Raw genomic sequence first — 16,592 nt, 5'->3', positions numbered from 1 at the left:
GCCGACGACCGGGCAACACATCCGAAATCATGGGTCGTGACAGCCGACGACGGCCGCTGTGTGACTTCAAGTCAACGCCCCGAAACTGCCGGGGTCAACGGTGCATGTCTACGGCAGAGAGCTGTACACCACTCCCAGCCCTCTCGCGCCCGAACTAGTCGACTCCCAGCTTGCCGTCGACCAGGGATCCTTACCGGTGGCCGGGCCGCCGCCGCCGACAGCTCCAGTTTCCGGTCTCGCCCATCTGTCATAGCGTCGAACGTGCCTGCAAGAGTTCGGGGCGTTCGTGACTGGGCAATTCACCTAGCGCAGGCCGATGCCAGCTTTGGTTGACGTTTCGCGGCATCGATGCGGCGGTGACGAAAGAGTCGCAGTGACGCCTTCCGCCGGCGCTGGTCGGCCCACAACGTCCGCTTCCACCGCACCGGCATCAAGCGAATTCATCACCCCGACGTCGGCGACCTCGAATTCGCCTACGAAGCAATGGAACTGCCCGACACTCCGGGCTGGACCATGTTCGGATTCACCACCGAACCCGGCTCCCCCAGCGAAGAACGCGTGAAACTGCTCGGCAGCCTCGCCGCCACCAACACGAGCCAGGATTCGTCATAGTCACCGAAGTGGCCAGCTGGTCGACCACGATGTTGTCGATGCTTCTGCCGGATAACCGATCAAATAGGCTCGGCGACATGACCGAACAGCAGGCCCGTACCGCCGAAGCGCACTTTCAGATCATCGACTTCAACGAGACGGTCTACGACCAGCCGGAAGCGGGTCCGAAGCTGACACGGGTGCAGATTCGTAAACACTATGCCGGGGTGATCGAAGGTTCGGGAGTGGTCGAAGTCCTGACAGCCCAGGGAGATTCCGGTGCCGGGTTTGTTGCCTCAGAGCGGATCGAGGGCGTACTCGACGGGCGACGGGGAACCTTCGTTATCCAGCACGGTGGTGTGGCACACGGAGATAGTCAGACTACGTACGGGACAATCGTGCCTGGATCGGGTACCGAAGAACTTTCCGGTATCGCGGGCCAGGCGACGGAGGCACAGCAGGAAGTACTGACACTCGTCTACACGCTCTGAGTGCAGCTACGCCCAGAGCCTGGGCTGTTCGCAGGCCGTCGGCGGCAACCGCGGCAACGAACAACGTGGTCCGCTACGGCGATTAGCAATCACGCGAAATTCCCTAATACTTTGGCTCAAAAGACGAATGCGGGTTGCTGCGAGCGGTGGAGCCGCAGGTACTCGAAGGTAGAGCGGCTGACATGGGTTGATCGGTCCCGGGGCGGTCGACCGGGCAACGGCGCGCCGGTAGCTGATCAGAGTTTGGCGCCGAGGACAAATTCACCTCTATCTACTCTGGACCTCAGTGCAGTGACGGCACATACCGATAGGTACAGACTTTGCTTGCCGCCACAACGAAGCGACTCGCATCAATATCATCGCTCGATTCTGGTTCTAGTCACCCGCATTCGTGGTGCGCGGTCGATCAGATAGGAACTGTAGGAAGTGGTTGCAATGAAGCAGCACATGCGCCGGTCCGCCGCGCACATCGTAGGAGTTGCCGTCGAGCACGGACCCAGGGCCGCTATGACTGGACGTTCCTGCGCCCCGGAAAATGCGCGACCGTTCGCAACATCACGGTGCGGGAAGGGTGTGAACAGGACATGTCCGATCACCTGACCCACATGCGCTCATCTCGCGCGGCCTCGATCGCCCTCGAGGCCTTCGATCCCATCAATCACACGGCCCTGAACTGCGCGTTCAACCCGTGGTTGATCGGTGGCGGCGGAACACTGTGAGCCCCCGATGACCAGCCACATCGAACTCGGCTCGCCCGCGCAACTCTCGCCGGCGACCGACCGGATCGCGCACAAGATCCTCGAAACCATCCCCCGCCGTAGCCGACGCGGAAACGTTCTGCGCGAGGAGATCAGCGCCATCGTCGCCGACTGTCTGGTACTGGTGTCCGACACAGCGCGCACACACCACGGCCTCGGGATGCCGCGTCTTCGTCCGGTTGTCGCGCGGTGGGCGAGCATCGGCGTACCGATCGACACTGTGCAGCAACATGTTCACGCAGGGTTCCGGCTGCACATGGACGATCTCGAAGCCCGCTGCGCGCCCTTCGACGAAGTTCGCCGACTGATGGATGCGTTGAGCTCGGTGACCGCCACGATATCGACGATCTATCTGGAGGTCGCTCCGCCCAGCGGCGATCGCGGTGGGTATGTGGCGCGCACGCTGCTCAGGGGCCGGCATACGACGAGAGCTACTCGTGAGCACGGGGCTCCACCCGATGAGCGGTACACCGTGCTCGCGGTGTCGGCGGATCGGTCCGCGCGCGACGCGGTATCACCGCGCGACTTCCGGGCGATGCTGTCGACAAGCTTCGGGCAGCCTGTGCCGGGTTTGGAGTCCCGGTTCGGCGCGACAATTCTGGTGCCGGAATCATTTCCCGCCGCGAAGGTCCGCAGCACGGTCGGACTGACCTCGCTCACCGTGGTGGGGATCGACGCCAACCGAGACCGGATTCCCTCGGCCGCCGAGGAGGCGCACGAACTCTTGGATGTGGCGACACGACTCCATCGCCCGCCGGGCATGTACGAGATCGGAGACCTCGCTGTCGAGTACCAGCTGACTCGGCCAGGGCCTGGACGGGATCGTCTCGCATCGTTTCTCGACCCGGTTGCCGAGTTTCCGGACCTGATCAGCACGCTGCGCGCACATCTCAACAACGGCCTCAATCGCCGACTCACCTCACGCGAAACCCATATTCATATGAACACCGTCGACTACAGGCTTCGACGTATCTACGACCTCGTGGGGCTCAGCGCCCACGATCCAAAACTCATTTGGTTGCTTCAGTCCGCGCTTGTCGTGCGCGACTACCAGTCGGTGGAACAGTCCGACACGGTCGTCCAGTAACTGGCTTCGCGATCTGCCTGACGGGCCCCGGACGCAGCCGACCAAGGTGGGCACCGCTCCATCCTGAGTGGTCGTGCCGAGCATGGGATGACAAGCCCGAAGGTCAGGATGGCGATGACGAAGCTCGAAAACTCGGGTAGTGCACTACGCATGCTCCGGCCCAGCCGACCTCAGAGAATCGGAGCATGAGCAGAGTCATCCGCGACCGGTGCATAGTGGCCTGTGTGGCCGCGGTCCTGATAGCAGGAGGCTGCGCGACCTCGATACCCGAGGGGAACGACAACGCCACCCCGCCTGGTGGCGGCTCGACCGCTGACGCAGCGGTACCTTCGACCGCTGACGCCGAGGCGCCCTCGACCACTGCCGCAGCAGGGCCTCAGGGACCGCCGGGGCTGCCCGGAAAAACCGATGCCGATCAGGTGCGGGGGGCACCGTTCAAGATTCCGGCGATCACCCTCAACACCGGCGCGTCGATTGTCACGATGGAACGCAAGGTGAAGGCCGATATCGCGGCCGTGTGTCCTGGCTGTGCGACCGTGGTGGTACGTGAGGGTACCGATTCGACAAGAAGTCGTTGCCAACTCTCCGGATACGCCGGCGGGAAGCCAGATCCTGACGACCCAGGGAGTGCCACTCCGTCGGTCCTCGTGGAGCCGGGCGCGCAGATCTTCCTCTACACCGGCACCCTGGATCCGATCCAGATGCCGTGCGATGAAGACCCCGGGCACTTCTATCCCGCCACGACACCTTCCGAACCAGGCCCGACAGAGCCGGGCACAACCACGACAGATCCCGTCCCGACAGATCCAGGCACAACCACAACAGAGCCCGGCACAACAGAGCCCACCGTTTCCGGTCCGTCGACGGCACCGCTGCCAGTGCCGCCGACCGAGGGTAGCCCTGGTGTCACACCCACCGAATGAGTCCGGCTCGACCCGTGCGGTGACCGGTTCGCCGTTCGACGGTTTCGGGGCTGTCGCACGCACCATCGGGCAGTTCGTCGCGCCGGCGACATTGCTGGTAGCGGTGCTGTTCTATTTCGGGTGGGCGCACGTCTACTGGTTCTTCCACTACTTCGGGGTCGACTCCACCACCCTCGACCCCAGCATCCGCGAATACCTGATGCGCACCGTCGATGCCTTGTTCGTCCCGTTGACCGTGGTCGCGGTCGTCGGAATGACCTTGCTATGGGGGTATCTGGCCTTGCCGGACTCGGTCCGCAGCCGCGAACCAGGCCGGTGGGTGAAGGCAACCATCGTGTTGGTGGCCGCGGCCGTGCTCGTCAACGGCCTCAGCCGCATCTACGTGGTGACACCGTTCAATCGCGGGCTGTGTGTGGCGCCCATGTCGATCATCGCCGGAACGCTCATCATGTGGCTGATGGTGGTGCGACGCCGCGCCCGCAGGCCGCGCCCGCTAGTCGACGACGCGGCCGCACAATCACGAGCCTTCGCGGCGGCGGCCGCGGAATGGTCGGTGCTGTTCGTCATCATCGGGCTGAGCCTGTTCTGGATCGCCACCGACTACTCGGTGGCCGTCGGGCAGACCCGGGCACGCCAGTGGGCCGCGCAGTTGGCCGACCAGCCCGGAGTGGTCATCTACAGCGAAAAGGATCTGCACCTCTCGCGTACCGAGGTCCGCACTGTCGACTGTCACCCCGATCCGGCGGTTCCCGCTGCATACCGGTTCCGATATGACGGCCTGGTCCCGCTGACCCGTATCGGCGATCATTACGTCCTGGTCCCCCGCACCTGGACACCTGACCACGGTGCGGCCATCGCACTACCCGCCGCTCCGCCCGGCGCGATCAGATTCGAATTCCGTGGCGCGAATGAACCTGCCCCGCCGAACTGCTGACCAGAGGCCAGTTCTGAACTGACCTCTCGGGTTTTGCAAGCAGCGAGGTTTCTGCTGCCGAAAAGGATCAGGACAGATGATGGTTCCGCCGGTACCAGGCGTTTAGATTTGGAGGAATACGACAGGAAGGCAACGAGATGGGAAGCGATGACCCGAGTGTCAAGGAGCTTGCTGTCAATGAAAGCTGGGCGCTACTCCGTACCGAGGAAATAGGCCGCCTCGCCGTGTGGGTGGATGACCATCCGGATATTTTCCCCCTCAACTACGCGGTCGATCACGGAACCATTGTGTTTCGATCCGCGCGGGGTACGAAGGTGTCCGCCGCATTGTCCGATGCACGCGTCGCCTTGGAAGTCGACGGTTACCTCCCTGAGTCTCACGAAGCCTGGAGCGTGGTGATCAAGGGGCGAGCCGAAGGGATCCGTGAGATCGGTGACCTGGTGGACACCGTGGATCTGCCCCTCTCTCCGTGGCAGCCCGGGGCGAAGAACTCCTTCATCCGACTCGTACCCACCCTGGTGACCGGTCGCCGGTTTCCTGTTGCCGACCCCGAAGCTTGGCAGACACCATTCTCCAACGTGCGGCGGTCTCCTTCGGAGTGAGGAGTTTTTGGGACGGCTTCGCGGCACCGCATGATCCTCGACGCCGCGGCCCGCCTCACTCCCGAGCCGGCGGTGGCACTGAGCACCGCACCCGACGGCTCGGTGGAGTTCCTGTGGAGCTCGGCAGGAGATCCGGTGTAGCGTGCGCGCCCGCCGTCGGCCGGCGGTTAGCGTCGGTACGTGACTGCGAGTGACCGTGCACATCGACTTCGAAGACTGGCGAGTCTCGGCCTCGCCGCGATGTGGAGTCTGGTGATGCTCGGGCTGTTGTCCGGGGCGTCGTCTGACCCGCGCGACGATCTCGAAGCCGGCGGCGGCCTCGCTGTCGGCCTTGTCGTCTACCTCCCCGCGCTCGCGCTGACCCCCTACGTGGCGCTGATCGTCGGCCTCGGTCTGCGGTCGCGGTCACCTCTGTGCTGGGAAATATTTCTGGCCGCCGTCATCGCGGAGCTGTTCGTGATCTGGCTGTTCACATCGGCCGAACTCCTGGCCTACCTGGCATGGCTCGGGATACTCCTCGGGCTCGGATTCGCGGTCGGCATGGCAGCGGGCGTCAGCGCGTTCCTGGGCGGTCTCCAGGAGCGCACGTTACCGCCGGTATCACGCCCGTGATGTGCCTGAGAGTTTGCCCATGACACACAGATTCATGACATGTGTGCCGCTGGCCGCCAGTAGGCTCGCCCAGTGAGGAAAGAGCTCCGAGTGGCTGCCTACGTGGTATGCGTTCGGGAGTCCTGCGGAGCGATCGAGATCTTGCTCGCCAGATGGGTGTCACCCGACGGTGACAGGCAGTGGACGCTTCCGGGTGGCGGAATGGAACACGGCGAGGATCCGATCGCGACGGCTGTCCGCGAGGTCACCGAGGAGACCGGGTACACCGTCGAACTCGTCGAACTCCTCGGGATCGACTCGATCAACCGCCGATACCCGCGTCCGCATGGTGAATTCGCCGACTTCCACGGCTTACGAATCGTGTACGAAGGCCACATCCGGGGCGGCGAACTCCGCAACGAAACCAACGGCTCGACCGACCTCGCCGCCTGGCATCCGCTCACCGACATCGAGTACCTGGACCGAGTCGACCTCGTCGACATCGGAATCGAGCTGTGGCGAACCAAACCAGCCACCGGCCGCGCGCGCGATTGACCACGATCGTCGAGTCGGTGCGCGAGGACTCGCGCGGTGAGAAGCTCTACCGCGTCCTCGACCGCACCTACCTGCGTCCGGCACCCACCCAGGAGCGGGCCGCCGAACTGCTCGGGCTGCCGTTCTCGACCTACCGACGCCACCTCACTCAGGGCATCGAGCGGGTGATCGTCAAGATGTGGCAGATCGAGCTCTATGGAACCAGCTGATCAGCCTGTGTGAAGGTCCACTCGTCCTCGTGTTCAGGCCCTGCGGACCGGCGGAGGCGTCCAGGTGCCGTTGAGCGCTTCCGTGCGAGGGGCGTACAGCCGCATGGTGATACCGAGCGGCCCGCTGGGCGCGGGCAACCAGTTCGATTCACGCTCTGGTCCCGGGTTGGTGTGGGAGATGTAGATGTCGAGCGAGCCGTCGGAATTCTTCACCAGTGCGTCGCGGTCGCCGATGGCGAAGCGGTCGAGTTCGTTCGGCGTCTGGAACCCCTCGTCGTCGTACATGGTGACCGACCAGAAAGCCGCCACCGGCGGCAGCTCGCCCGCGTCGAAGTGGATCACGTAGTCGGTATCGCCGTCGAGCGGCTTGCCGTCGGCGTCGGCGGCCAGCAACGGGTAGATCGCGTCTTCGGGCGGGTTGGCGCCCAAGCCCGCCAACGTGATGGCCGAGCGCCGGAAATAGTCGTTGCCGTACACCCCGATGTTGGCGAGCACGCTGATCCACCCGTTGACCGGGGGCGCCAGCTCTTTCGGTGCCGCCATCACCGCCGCTCGCGCGGCCTTCACACCGGCTTCGATGTCGGCGAGCTCGTCGGTGGAGAATCGGGTGGCGTCGAAGTCCCGACCGGGAACGATACCCAGCCGGGCGATGCGCGCGAGCTGGGAGAAGTCGGTTCCGTGTGGCGGGTCGACCTTCAACGCCGCCGCGGCACGGACGAAGAACTCCGTCGCCGACATCGCGTTGACCTGGCGAAGCGGTTCGGTCTCGCTCGCCGAGCTCGGATCGGCCTCGAACGGTCCCGGGGCGGCCAACTCGGTGATCTCGAGTCCGGCCTGGAATTTGTTGACCGCCACGTAGTCGGCGGGCCCGTTGGTCTGGGTGCGGCCGATCACCCACACATGTTGAGTCGGCGCGTGGATCACGGGCAGGTCAGCGGGAAGATCACCGGTGTAGCCCGGGCCGACGACGACGAAGTCCAGTTCACCGGTGCCGGTGGTGCGTTTGCCTGGATTGGCGAAAACATCCGTCCACGCGTCCAACATCGGGAGCATGTAATAGCGGTCGCCACTGTCTGGAACATGGATCTGCACAGGACCACGGGTCAGATCGAGCCAGGCCGAGGAGTAGAGCGTGTCGAAATTCGGGCGAACCACCGCCCGAAAATGGACATCAGGGAACTCGTGGATGTGGTGGAACTGGTTCGGTGGCCCGAACCCCGGAGTCGAGTCCGCCGGGGAGTTGGTTTGCTGCTCGCGAGTGACGTCCATCGTGACGAGGGAGTACAGGTAGACATACGCTTCGTAGCTCAAGGTTTTCAGATCGCTGGACAATACGCTCACAACGCCTCCATCGCATCGATCGACAACGGGACAACGCCTGTCGGACACCAGCGCAGAGGGAATAGTCCGGACCAGCGGCAAGCAGTCAGAACTCCGATGGCATCGCTTGGCAAATTCCTATCCTGCACCTGCCGGTGCACGGTGGAAAAGATCCGACCCATATCGAAATCTTCTTGTGTCGCCGGGTTCGGGCTGTTTCGTCGCCCTACTCGAGCGTGAATACAGTGGCGAACCGGTGTGGCGCCGGATGAACGAGCGAACAAGAAGCCGCATCGGTCGGGACACGCGCCCGCGTGACGACAGGGAAACGGCGGCTGATTCACTAGTGTCCGGGGTCATGTTGCGAATCATCCGGAGAGTGAGTTACGCCGTCTCAGCGCTGGCCATTCTGTCGCAGCCGACCGCGCACGCCGATGTCGTCAATCTGCCGCCGCACGAGAAGACTTTCGAGTCGGGTATGGGCAGTTTCACGGTCGGCACCCACGATGAAGTCATCAATCGAATCGCGCCGTTGAACAGCACCCCCACCAGCCGTGAAGCGTTGGTCTCCACGGTCGCGTACGGACGGCTCGACGGGCAGGCCGAGGGCGTGCTCAAGACCGGATACTCCGTGGGCTGTCCGGCCAGGATCGGTGCTGTGCTTCCCGGCATCGATCCCACCACAGAATTCGGGCTCGAGGGGCCGCAGCAGAACTACGCGACGGAGCAGGTACAGCGGCAGGCGACGGAGCAAGCGCAGTCGCAGACTACCGAGCAGTCGAGTTCCGGCGAATCGGTGCAGTCCAAGACGCAGGAGTCCGGGCAAGTACAAGAGTTCGAATCGGGACAGGTGCAGGAGTTCAACGGCATCCTCCCCTCCATCGCGATAGACCCGGGTCTCTTCCTGGAATTGGACCTGCAACCCGGCGACATCACCAATGTCGACATCGGGGACGGCAAGCCACTCATCCCCGGCAAGACCGTGCAGATCGTGACCCGCGACTTCCACATCAAAGTCGACAACTGCATCGGCCCGGCCACCATCAGGCAATACACCTACGTGCTGACCAAAACACCCGAAGTCGACGACAGCGGAGCGGTGTTCGGCGAGCCCACCACACTGTAATGAGCCCCGCACCGCGCGGCGATGCACGCGTGGCGATCGTGCACAGAGTGCCATGCGCGCCGCGGTGACCGACGACGAGTCCAGCTACTGCTCCGGCCTCGTCGATGAGCCGCTGGTGCGGTAGTCGGGCGGTCATCTTTCGATCCCACCGAGCGAAAACGTCTACCGGGCAGACGAATCATGATTGCGTTGTCTCAACCGAGCGCGACGGTCCACCGACCTGCCCGCATTCGGCGATTCAGCTCGACCGATCGACGTGGAGGAGCGCACCCATGACTGCCGAGGACTGGCGGCACAACGGTGTCCGGGTGATCAAGGCCGATCAGCTCGATTCGAATACCGCGCAGACACCCGGAATGGAGCGGGCGGCCGCGATCGATTTTGCCCGTGTCGGCGCGCAGAAGATCTGGGCCGGGACCGTCACGATCCATCCGGACGCCAAGACCGGCGCACACCATCACGGCGCACTCGAAAGTGTCATCTATGTGATCCGCGGCCGCGCCCGGATGCGATGGGGCGAGCGGCTGGAATTCGTCGCAGAGGCCGGGCCCGGCGACTTCATCTTCGTGCCACCCTATGTCCCGCACCAGGAAATCAACGCCAGCACTCACGAACCCTTGGAATGTGTGCTGGTGCGCAGCGACAGCGAAGCCGTCGTCGTCAATCTCGACATCGAGCCGATCGAGAAGCCCGACGCCGTCCATTGGATAGACCCCATCCACCACCAGCCGTAGTCCTTGATTCCGGCGAAAATCGGTGCGGTGATTCACTGTCGCCGAAGTCAGCAGGCCACAATCGCGGACAGTCGCGACTCAGTTGTGCACCAGCGGACTCAGAGCCTTGCCTGCCAGCTCGAGGATGCCCGGCTCGTGACCGTTGGCGACCATGTTCACGATGATGCCGTCGACCCCGTGATCCAGGATGCGGCGCTGGATCTGCTCGGCCACATCGTCGGGGGCTCCGGCGAACACGCTGTCCGCCGAGATCACCACCACGAGATCGCGCTGCATGAACTCCTGCGCCAGTTCGCGGGCTCGGTCGCCGTTCTCGTCGATGACGACGACGGCGCGGAAGCTGGTCTCCAGGGTCTGTGGGTCACGCCCGGCCTCCTCGCAGCGCTGCCGCAGGGTGGCCAATTTCTGGGGCAGGTCGCTGGTGTGGCAGAGGATGTTCAGGTGGTCGGCGTATCGCGCGGCCAGGCCGAAGGTCTTCTTCTCACCGCCGCCACCGAGCAGGATCGGCAGGTCGTCGCGTACCTGCGGCTCGTTGATCGCGTTCTCGGCGCGGTACCACTTGCCCCGGAAGGTGGGCCGCTGCCCGCGCAGCATCGGCGAGATGATCTGCAGCGCCTCGTCCAGCCGCTGGAACCGCTCGGTGAAGCTGCCGTATTCGAAGCCGTAGCCGCGGTGCTCGAGCTCGAACCAGCCCGCGCCGATGCCGAGGGCCGCGCGGCCGCCGCTGATCACGTCCAGCGTCGTGACGATCTTGGCCAGCAGCGCCGGATTGCGGTAGGTGTTGCAGGTCATCAGGGTGGCCAGCTGGATTCGCTCGGTGACGGTGGCAAGCCCGGCCAGGGCGGTGTAGGCCTCCAGCATCCAATCCTCGGGCTGCCCGTAGACCTGATAGAAGTGGTCCATGAAGAGCACGGCATCGAATCCGGCTGCCTCCGCCTCCTGCGCCTGCGCGATGACCTTCGGGAACAGTTCGCGCGGAGAGCCCGCGTAGCCGAAGTAGGGCATCTGGTATCCGAGACGAATGCTCATGTTCGACGACCCTACGGTCGTTTCCCGCGTCGACCCGCAGCGATAATCCATGGCAATCAACCGGGCGTCACACGGTAATGGCCGCAAGTTCACCGATTGCCGCCCCGTGCCGCAGTACGATGAGTGCGCGAACCTGATACTCGATCAGGTCGAGGCCTGGGTCGGCGCCCCGCTGCCCTCGCACAACCGGAGTCGCGGCATGAATATCGTCGTCTGGATCGTTTCCGGCCTACTGGCCGCGATGTTTCTCCTGGCCGGTTCGATGAAACTCGCCAAATCCAAAGAACAGCTCGTCGCTGACCCGAAAATGGGCTGGGCCGAGCCCTTTCCGGAAGGCCTGATCAAGTTCATCGGCGCGGCCGAAGTCGCCGGCGCAGTCGGCCTGATCCTGCCCGGCGTGTTCGACATCGCCACCTGGCTGGTGCCCGCGGCCGCCATCGGCCTCGCGGTGATCATGGCCGGCGCGGCCGTCACGCACGGGCGCCGCGGCGAATGGTCGAACGTCGTGATGACCGTGGTGCTGCTGGCATTGGCGGTGTTCGTCGCGGTGGAACGGATCGGCCCGCACGCGTTCTGACGTCGGTCCCAGTGGGCGGGACTGTACCGGTCAATTGTCCAATTCGCTGGTTGTCGTCGGCGCTCGGCAACTACGGTGCCGCGCATGTCTCGCACTCACCGCATCCTCGTAGCCGCGGCCCTGGCCGCTGTCCCCTTCGCCACGGCAGCGCCGGCCCCCGCGGCTCCGGTCGTGAACAAGGTCGTGGTCATCGGCATCGACGGCACCCTGTGGAGTGAGGTGTCGGCGGCCGATGCCCCCAACCTCGACCGCCTGGCCGCGCAGGGCACCCTGGCACGCACCTCCATCGCCCCGCACACCACCATGTCGTGCGTTTCGTGGGCAACGGCGCTGACCGGCGTATGGGATACCAAGCACGGAATTCAGGACAACGGATCCACCTGCAACGCAGGAGCTTTCGCACAATATCCGACGGTGTTCACGCAGGTGGAGCGGGAGCGGCCGGCGCTGTCGACGGCCTCCATCGGGACCTGGGACAAGATCGGCATGATCGCGCGCACCGGCAGCCCGCAGGCCGACCGGGTGGCCGTCACGCAGATCGATCCCACCGGCGCGGGCGTCTGTGAGACCACCGCCGATTCCGAAGCCACCGCGCAGGTTGTCTCGGCCATCACCGAGCAGGGAACCGATCTGCTGTTCACGCACCTCGATCAGGTGGACATCGTCGGGCACACGCTGCGCGGAATCTGGCCGCAGGCTTATCGCGATGCCATCGGCCGCGTGGACAACCTGGTCGGGCAGATCACCGCTGCGGTGGACGCGCGGGCGGCGTCGCATTCGAACGAGCGGTGGACGATTCTGGTCACCACCGACCACGGACACAAGCCGGACGGGGGGCACGGCGGTCAGAGCGCCCACGAGACAGCCAGTTTCGTGCTCGCGCGGGGAGCGGGGTTCGCGGCGGGAACAGAGAACAACGGCTACACCCTCGCCGACATCACGCCGACCGTGCTGGATCTGCTCGATGTCTCGGCTCCCGCGAATCTCGACGGCGCGTCGATGTTGACGGGCGGTTCGGGCAACCCGGCACTACCCGCACCGAACACGCCGCCGGTCGACTCCGGGATCACCGGTTCGTCGTCCGGTTCGGCGCAGGCGGCGATGGTGGCGAATCCGTTGTGCATCCTGGGAAGTGGATCGGCGAGCGGTTCGTCCGAGCGATAGTCCCGGCCGCTCAGCGGGGTGCGATCCGGAACAGCCCGCTCATCGTGCCCTGATAGAGGGTGCGGTCAGGGGCGATGGTGCCGACCATCTGCAGGGTGTTGTGCACGGCGGTGGCCCCGATGACCTTCTCCGTGTCGACGCGTCCGGTAGCGGCGTCGATCACGGTGTAGCGGAAGGTATCGGTCAGCCCGGCGCTGCCGGTCGAAATGATGCTGTGGCGCGCGACGGTGTAGATCTTGCCGTCGGCCACCGACAGACGTGGAACCGCCGCGGACAGAACATCATTGGTCCACTTCACCTGACAGCCGGAACCGCTGACGTCTACGCGGACCATGCCCCCGGTGAACGAAGCATGCGCCGGGTCACTGTCGCCCGCCCCCTCCGGCACCGCGGGATACGGGTACCCGTAGGTGCTGGCGACGAAAAGGCTGTTGCCGGAACCGATCGGCGAGTTCTCGGTGCCCTTGACCGTCGGCACCGAGCACACCGGATTGCCGCCGGCAGTGTCGAACACGAGCAGATTTTCCTTCGGCACGGCATTGTCGGTGATCGCCACGTACTCGGTGCCGCTACCGGGGCCGAAGAAGGTGGGAGTGGCGCCGGTCCCCCAGGAGAGCTGACCGGGCTTGCGGGCCGGACCGCGGTCATAGGCCTGGCGCCACACGATGCGGGGACCGCCGGTGTCGTCGACATCCACCAGGTACAGCGCATGGGTGGTGGCGATCGAGACGCCCTCGGGTGCGGTGGAAATGCTGTTGGCGACCTTCTCCCCCGGGCCGAGCACGATCGAGCGGGCCGCGCCGGTCGCCGGATCGGAGTAACCCGCCGCCGCGTTGTCGGTGGCGAACCACACCCGGCCGTCGAAGTCGGGCATCACCGAACTCACGGCGTCGCAGCCGCTACCACCGCAATGGCCCGTGACGGCTTGCGCTATATCGGTTCTCGTCTCGATGAACAGCTTCCAGTCGTCGCCGTCCTTGCGGTGGCCGATCCGTAGCAGCTGACCGCTGCCGTCGACGGTGACCATGCGGTCGTCGCTGTCGAGATAGGCGTACACACCACCGAGGAGGCTGCCCTTGGCCAAGTCGAGGGAGGCGAGGGGCTGCCCGCTACCGGGGTCGAGCAGGAACACCTTCGGGGCCCGGTCGATGATCTTGGTACACAGCGCCTGCGGAATCCCGTCCGCGCCTTGCAGAATGGTCGGACACGCGGCGGCGAGTTCGCGGAAGTCGCTGTCGATGCTTCCGGTTCCGGGACCCGCGAAAGGCGTGGCGTCGGAAGACTCGGCATCCCCGTGCATCGTCGCGGTTCCCGGCGGGCCCAGGTGCGGATTCGCGGGCGGTAGCGAACCGAACTCCGCGGCGGCGGTTCCGGTGGTGACCATGAGCGCTACGGTCAGACACAGCGCGGCGGTCGCGGCGATGCGACCCATTCTTGCGAACACGGGCGACTCCCTGATTCCTGCCATCGACGCGCTCGCTCGTCGGAGAGAACCCGCCTCGAAACAAATACTCGAACTCAGCCTTTCGAATATTCGTACAGCTCGCAGACTAGGGGACCACAGTCGCGACGGCAAGGTCCCGTCGGCGACCTTCGGGCGCACCGGTCGGCGCCGATGATTCCGGGGGTTGCGGGTACCTCGGCTCTGATCCGCGACCGCCGACTCGAGCGACGCCGGCACCGCGCGCACAACGTCATTCCACGATCTTGGTGAACACTCGATGCCATGGAACCCCTCGTGCCTGACGCTACCGACACCGAACCGATGCTGGTTACCACGCTCGATGCCTGGCGGTCGGGAGGTGATCAGCTGCCCGTCGACGACGACCGGACCGCCTGGGCCGCAGACGACGATTCGGCGCTCCTGGTTGCCGATGCGCTGCCGCCGACCGCACAGATCCTCGTCGTCACCCCGCGCGAGGCATCGCCGACCGCGGGACACCTGCCCATCGGGAAGGTGCGGTGGGCCCGGCGCGGCCCGGCAGGCCGCCATACCGAACTGCTGCACCGGCCACCGACCGCGGAGACCCTCGACCTCCTGCCGCATCCCGAAGGCGGCTGGTTTCGCGAAACTTGGCGCAGTGCGCATACTTTCGCGCCCACCGACTATCCGGGCCCACGCGCCGCGGCGACCGGAATCCTGTTCCTGCTCCCCGAACACGAACAGTCGATCTGGCATGCGGTGCGCTCCGACGAAGTGTGGATGTGGCACCGAGGCGGACCACTGGAACTCGTGCTGGGCGGCGACGGAGACACTCCCACCACAACCGAATCCGTGATCCTCGGCCCAGCCATCGAATCGGGGCACCGCGTGCAGCAACTCGTCCCGGCGGGCAATTGGCAGGCGGCCCGGCCGTGCGGTGGCGAGGAAGTACTGGTGAGCTGCGTCGTCGCGCCGGGCTTCGATTTCGAGGACTTCCGGAGCTGAACCCACACTCGATCGCTGGAAATGGCGAGCTCCCGGTTCGCCATTCCACTGTTACCGGGTTGCTGATTGATTCCTCGGCGCGCAGGGAGCAGAGTTGCGTTACACAGCGCGACATCACCCCTCCTGAGCACACGCTGATCGGAGAATCATGGGACACCGGACGAGTTTCGCAGTGTTTGTCGCGACCGCGAGTTTGTTCATTGCCACCGGCTGCGCGACATCGTCGGATTCCGGCAGCGATGCCACCAGCACATCGGCCGGCTCACAGGCCGAGCCCGCCTACGCCACCACCCTCAGGCCGGTGATCACCCAGCTCATGAAGGACAACGTCATTCCCGGTGCTGTCGTGGTCGTCAAATCGCCGAAGCAGGGGGATTGGACCGAGACATTCGGCACCCGGGTCATCGGGGCCGACGACCCCATGTCGGTGGACGACTACTTCCGCATCGCCAGCAACACCAAAACCATGACGTCGACGGTCATTCTGCAGTTGGTACAGGAGGGAAAACTCGCACTCGAGGACCCGATTGCCAAATATTGGCCCGATGTGCCGAACGGCGATGAGATCACCATCGCCCAGCTCTCCGAAATGCGAAGCGGGCTCTACAGTTACACGTTCGACCCACAGTTCAATGCCATGCTCGACAGTGACCCGAACAAGGTGTGGACGCCCGAGGAGTTGCTCGCTATCGCCTTCTCCCACCCGGTCAATTTCGCACCGGGAGAGAAATTCGATTACAGCAATACCAACATCATCCTGCTCGGCCTGGTCATCGAGAAGATCACGAAGATGTCGGCCGCCGAGAATTTCCAGCAGCGGATCTTCGGACCACTCGGCCTGAAGCACACCTCGCTGCCCGCGGCGGCGGACCACTCGATCCCCGATCCGCACCCGCAGGGGTACGCCTTCGGCACCAATGTCTCCACCATCGACACCTTCGCCCTGCCGCCCGAGCAGCAGGCCGCCGCGCTCGCGGGCACGCTGCAACCCAACAACGCGACCGACGAGAGCCCGTCGTGGACGTGGACCGCGGGTGCCGCGATCTCGACGGTCGGTGATGTGGCCACGTACGTGCGGGCACTCGTCGAGGGCGACCTGCTGGACGAGCAGATGCAGCGAGTGCGGATGGACAGCATCCAGCCGATCGATCCGGCCGCCCCCGATGTCGCCGGATACGGTCTCGGCATCGTCCGATTCGGGTTGCATCTGTTCGGGCACGACGGTCAGATTCCGGGGTACATGACCTTCATGGGCCATGACCCGGAGTCCGACCTCACGATCGTGGTCGCCACGAACCTCGCGACGGTGCCGTCGGGCGAAGGGTCGGCACTGGTGCTGGTCAAGGGCATGCTGCCGACCTTCTACGGGAGCGAGGCGGTGCCGGGCAGCCCGGCCGCGACGAACACCGGCGCGACGACCGCGCCCACCAGCCCTGCTCCACCGACCACCACCGGCCGGTGACGCGGGCCGGC

Annotated in this window: 17 protein-coding genes and 1 pseudogene; 15 read left to right on the top strand and 3 right to left on the bottom strand. The window is 64.9% G+C overall.

Translation table 11 applies throughout. The features are described 5' to 3' along the window. Window positions 1-378: 378 nt before the first annotated feature. The 9 genes and pseudogenes from ACFTS5_RS05885 to ACFTS5_RS05845 form a co-directional block, all read left to right on the top strand. Window positions 379-612, top strand: a pseudogene (locus ACFTS5_RS05885) (transcriptional regulator); the annotation flags it as partial. Window positions 613-689: 77 nt separating this feature from the next. Further along, on the top strand, window positions 690-1,082 hold the full coding sequence (locus ACFTS5_RS05880; protein ID WP_378627804.1) for a DUF3224 domain-containing protein: 393 nt from the start codon (window positions 690-692) through the stop codon (window positions 1,080-1,082). A 584-nt stretch (window positions 1,083-1,666) separates the two neighbouring features. After that, window positions 1,667-1,801, top strand: a complete 135-nt coding sequence (locus ACFTS5_RS05875; RefSeq protein ID WP_378627803.1) for a hypothetical protein — start codon at window positions 1,667-1,669, stop codon at window positions 1,799-1,801. A 7-nt stretch (window positions 1,802-1,808) separates the two neighbouring features. Then, on the top strand, window positions 1,809-2,927 hold the full coding sequence (locus ACFTS5_RS05870) for a PucR family transcriptional regulator (protein WP_378627801.1): 1,119 nt from the start codon (window positions 1,809-1,811) through the stop codon (window positions 2,925-2,927). A gap of 903 nt (window positions 2,928-3,830) precedes the next feature. Then, window positions 3,831-4,784 carry a hypothetical protein gene (locus ACFTS5_RS05865; RefSeq protein WP_378627799.1) on the top strand — a complete coding sequence of 318 codons (954 nt, stop codon included), beginning with the start codon at window positions 3,831-3,833 and terminating at the stop codon, window positions 4,782-4,784. Between the two features lie 137 nt (window positions 4,785-4,921). After that, the gene (locus ACFTS5_RS05860; RefSeq protein WP_378627798.1) at window positions 4,922-5,386 is read left to right on the top strand and encodes a pyridoxamine 5'-phosphate oxidase family protein; all 465 of its coding nucleotides are present in this window, start codon (window positions 4,922-4,924) and stop codon (window positions 5,384-5,386) included. A 180-nt stretch (window positions 5,387-5,566) separates the two neighbouring features. Then, window positions 5,567-5,998 carry a hypothetical protein gene (locus ACFTS5_RS05855; RefSeq protein ID WP_378627797.1) on the top strand — a complete coding sequence of 144 codons (432 nt, stop codon included), beginning with the start codon at window positions 5,567-5,569 and terminating at the stop codon, window positions 5,996-5,998. 90 nt (window positions 5,999-6,088) lie between these two features. Then, complete coding sequence (locus tag ACFTS5_RS05850) at window positions 6,089-6,532, top strand: NUDIX hydrolase (protein ID WP_378627795.1); 444 nt, start codon at window positions 6,089-6,091, stop codon at window positions 6,530-6,532. Continuing rightward, entirely contained in the window at window positions 6,493-6,741 is a 249-nt protein-coding gene (locus tag ACFTS5_RS05845; RefSeq protein WP_378628366.1) for a hypothetical protein, read from the top strand. Before ACFTS5_RS05850 ends, ACFTS5_RS05845 begins: the two co-directional genes overlap by 40 nt. A gap of 33 nt (window positions 6,742-6,774) precedes the next feature. Here ACFTS5_RS05845 and ACFTS5_RS05840 read toward each other — a convergent pair whose 3' ends face one another. Further along, the gene (locus ACFTS5_RS05840; protein WP_378627794.1) at window positions 6,775-8,082 is read right to left on the bottom strand and encodes a DUF1254 domain-containing protein; all 1,308 of its coding nucleotides are present in this window, start codon (window positions 8,080-8,082) and stop codon (window positions 6,775-6,777) included. A 358-nt stretch (window positions 8,083-8,440) separates the two neighbouring features. Between ACFTS5_RS05840 and ACFTS5_RS05835 the strand changes: the two genes are divergently transcribed. Together ACFTS5_RS05835 and ACFTS5_RS05830 are read left to right on the top strand one after the other, a co-directional pair. Next, window positions 8,441-9,187, top strand: coding sequence for an MspA family porin (locus ACFTS5_RS05835; RefSeq protein ID WP_378627792.1), 747 nt, complete (start codon window positions 8,441-8,443; stop codon window positions 9,185-9,187). A 272-nt stretch (window positions 9,188-9,459) separates the two neighbouring features. Then, window positions 9,460-9,921 (top strand): cupin domain-containing protein, encoded by a 462-nt coding sequence (locus tag ACFTS5_RS05830; protein ID WP_378627791.1) that lies wholly within the window; start codon window positions 9,460-9,462, stop codon window positions 9,919-9,921. A gap of 78 nt (window positions 9,922-9,999) precedes the next feature. Here ACFTS5_RS05830 and ACFTS5_RS05825 read toward each other — a convergent pair whose 3' ends face one another. After that, entirely contained in the window at window positions 10,000-10,950 is a 951-nt protein-coding gene (locus ACFTS5_RS05825; protein WP_378627788.1) for a TIGR03560 family F420-dependent LLM class oxidoreductase, read from the bottom strand. 49 nt (window positions 10,951-10,999) lie between these two features. Here ACFTS5_RS05825 and ACFTS5_RS05820 point away from each other — a divergent pair, with 49 nt between their 5' ends. Both ACFTS5_RS05820 and ACFTS5_RS05815 read left to right on the top strand, forming a co-directional pair. Further along, entirely contained in the window at window positions 11,000-11,527 is a 528-nt protein-coding gene (locus ACFTS5_RS05820; protein ID WP_378627785.1) for a DoxX family protein, read from the top strand. Between the two features lie 84 nt (window positions 11,528-11,611). Further along, the gene (locus ACFTS5_RS05815) at window positions 11,612-12,691 is read left to right on the top strand and encodes an alkaline phosphatase family protein (protein WP_378627784.1); all 1,080 of its coding nucleotides are present in this window, start codon (window positions 11,612-11,614) and stop codon (window positions 12,689-12,691) included. A 10-nt stretch (window positions 12,692-12,701) separates the two neighbouring features. Here ACFTS5_RS05815 and ACFTS5_RS05810 read toward each other — a convergent pair whose 3' ends face one another. Then, window positions 12,702-14,159, bottom strand: a complete 1,458-nt coding sequence (locus ACFTS5_RS05810; protein ID WP_378627781.1) for a hypothetical protein — start codon at window positions 14,157-14,159, stop codon at window positions 12,702-12,704. Between the two features lie 531 nt (window positions 14,160-14,690). Between ACFTS5_RS05810 and ACFTS5_RS05805 the strand changes: the two genes are divergently transcribed. Together ACFTS5_RS05805 and ACFTS5_RS05800 are read left to right on the top strand one after the other, a co-directional pair. Further along, a complete protein-coding gene (locus ACFTS5_RS05805; RefSeq protein WP_378628349.1) occupies window positions 14,691-15,119 on the top strand; it encodes a cupin domain-containing protein in 429 nt (142 codons plus the stop codon). Between the two features lie 172 nt (window positions 15,120-15,291). Then, the gene (locus tag ACFTS5_RS05800; protein WP_378627780.1) at window positions 15,292-16,581 is read left to right on the top strand and encodes a serine hydrolase domain-containing protein; all 1,290 of its coding nucleotides are present in this window, start codon (window positions 15,292-15,294) and stop codon (window positions 16,579-16,581) included. The last annotated feature ends 11 nt before the right edge of the window (window positions 16,582-16,592 follow it).

This window comes from Nocardia sp. NPDC056952 (genome assembly GCF_042674185.1).
Taxonomy (GTDB): domain Bacteria; phylum Actinomycetota; class Actinomycetes; order Mycobacteriales; family Mycobacteriaceae; genus Nocardia.
Note: the sequence above shows the minus strand (reverse complement) of the source record. Positions and strands in the feature narration are given on the sequence as shown.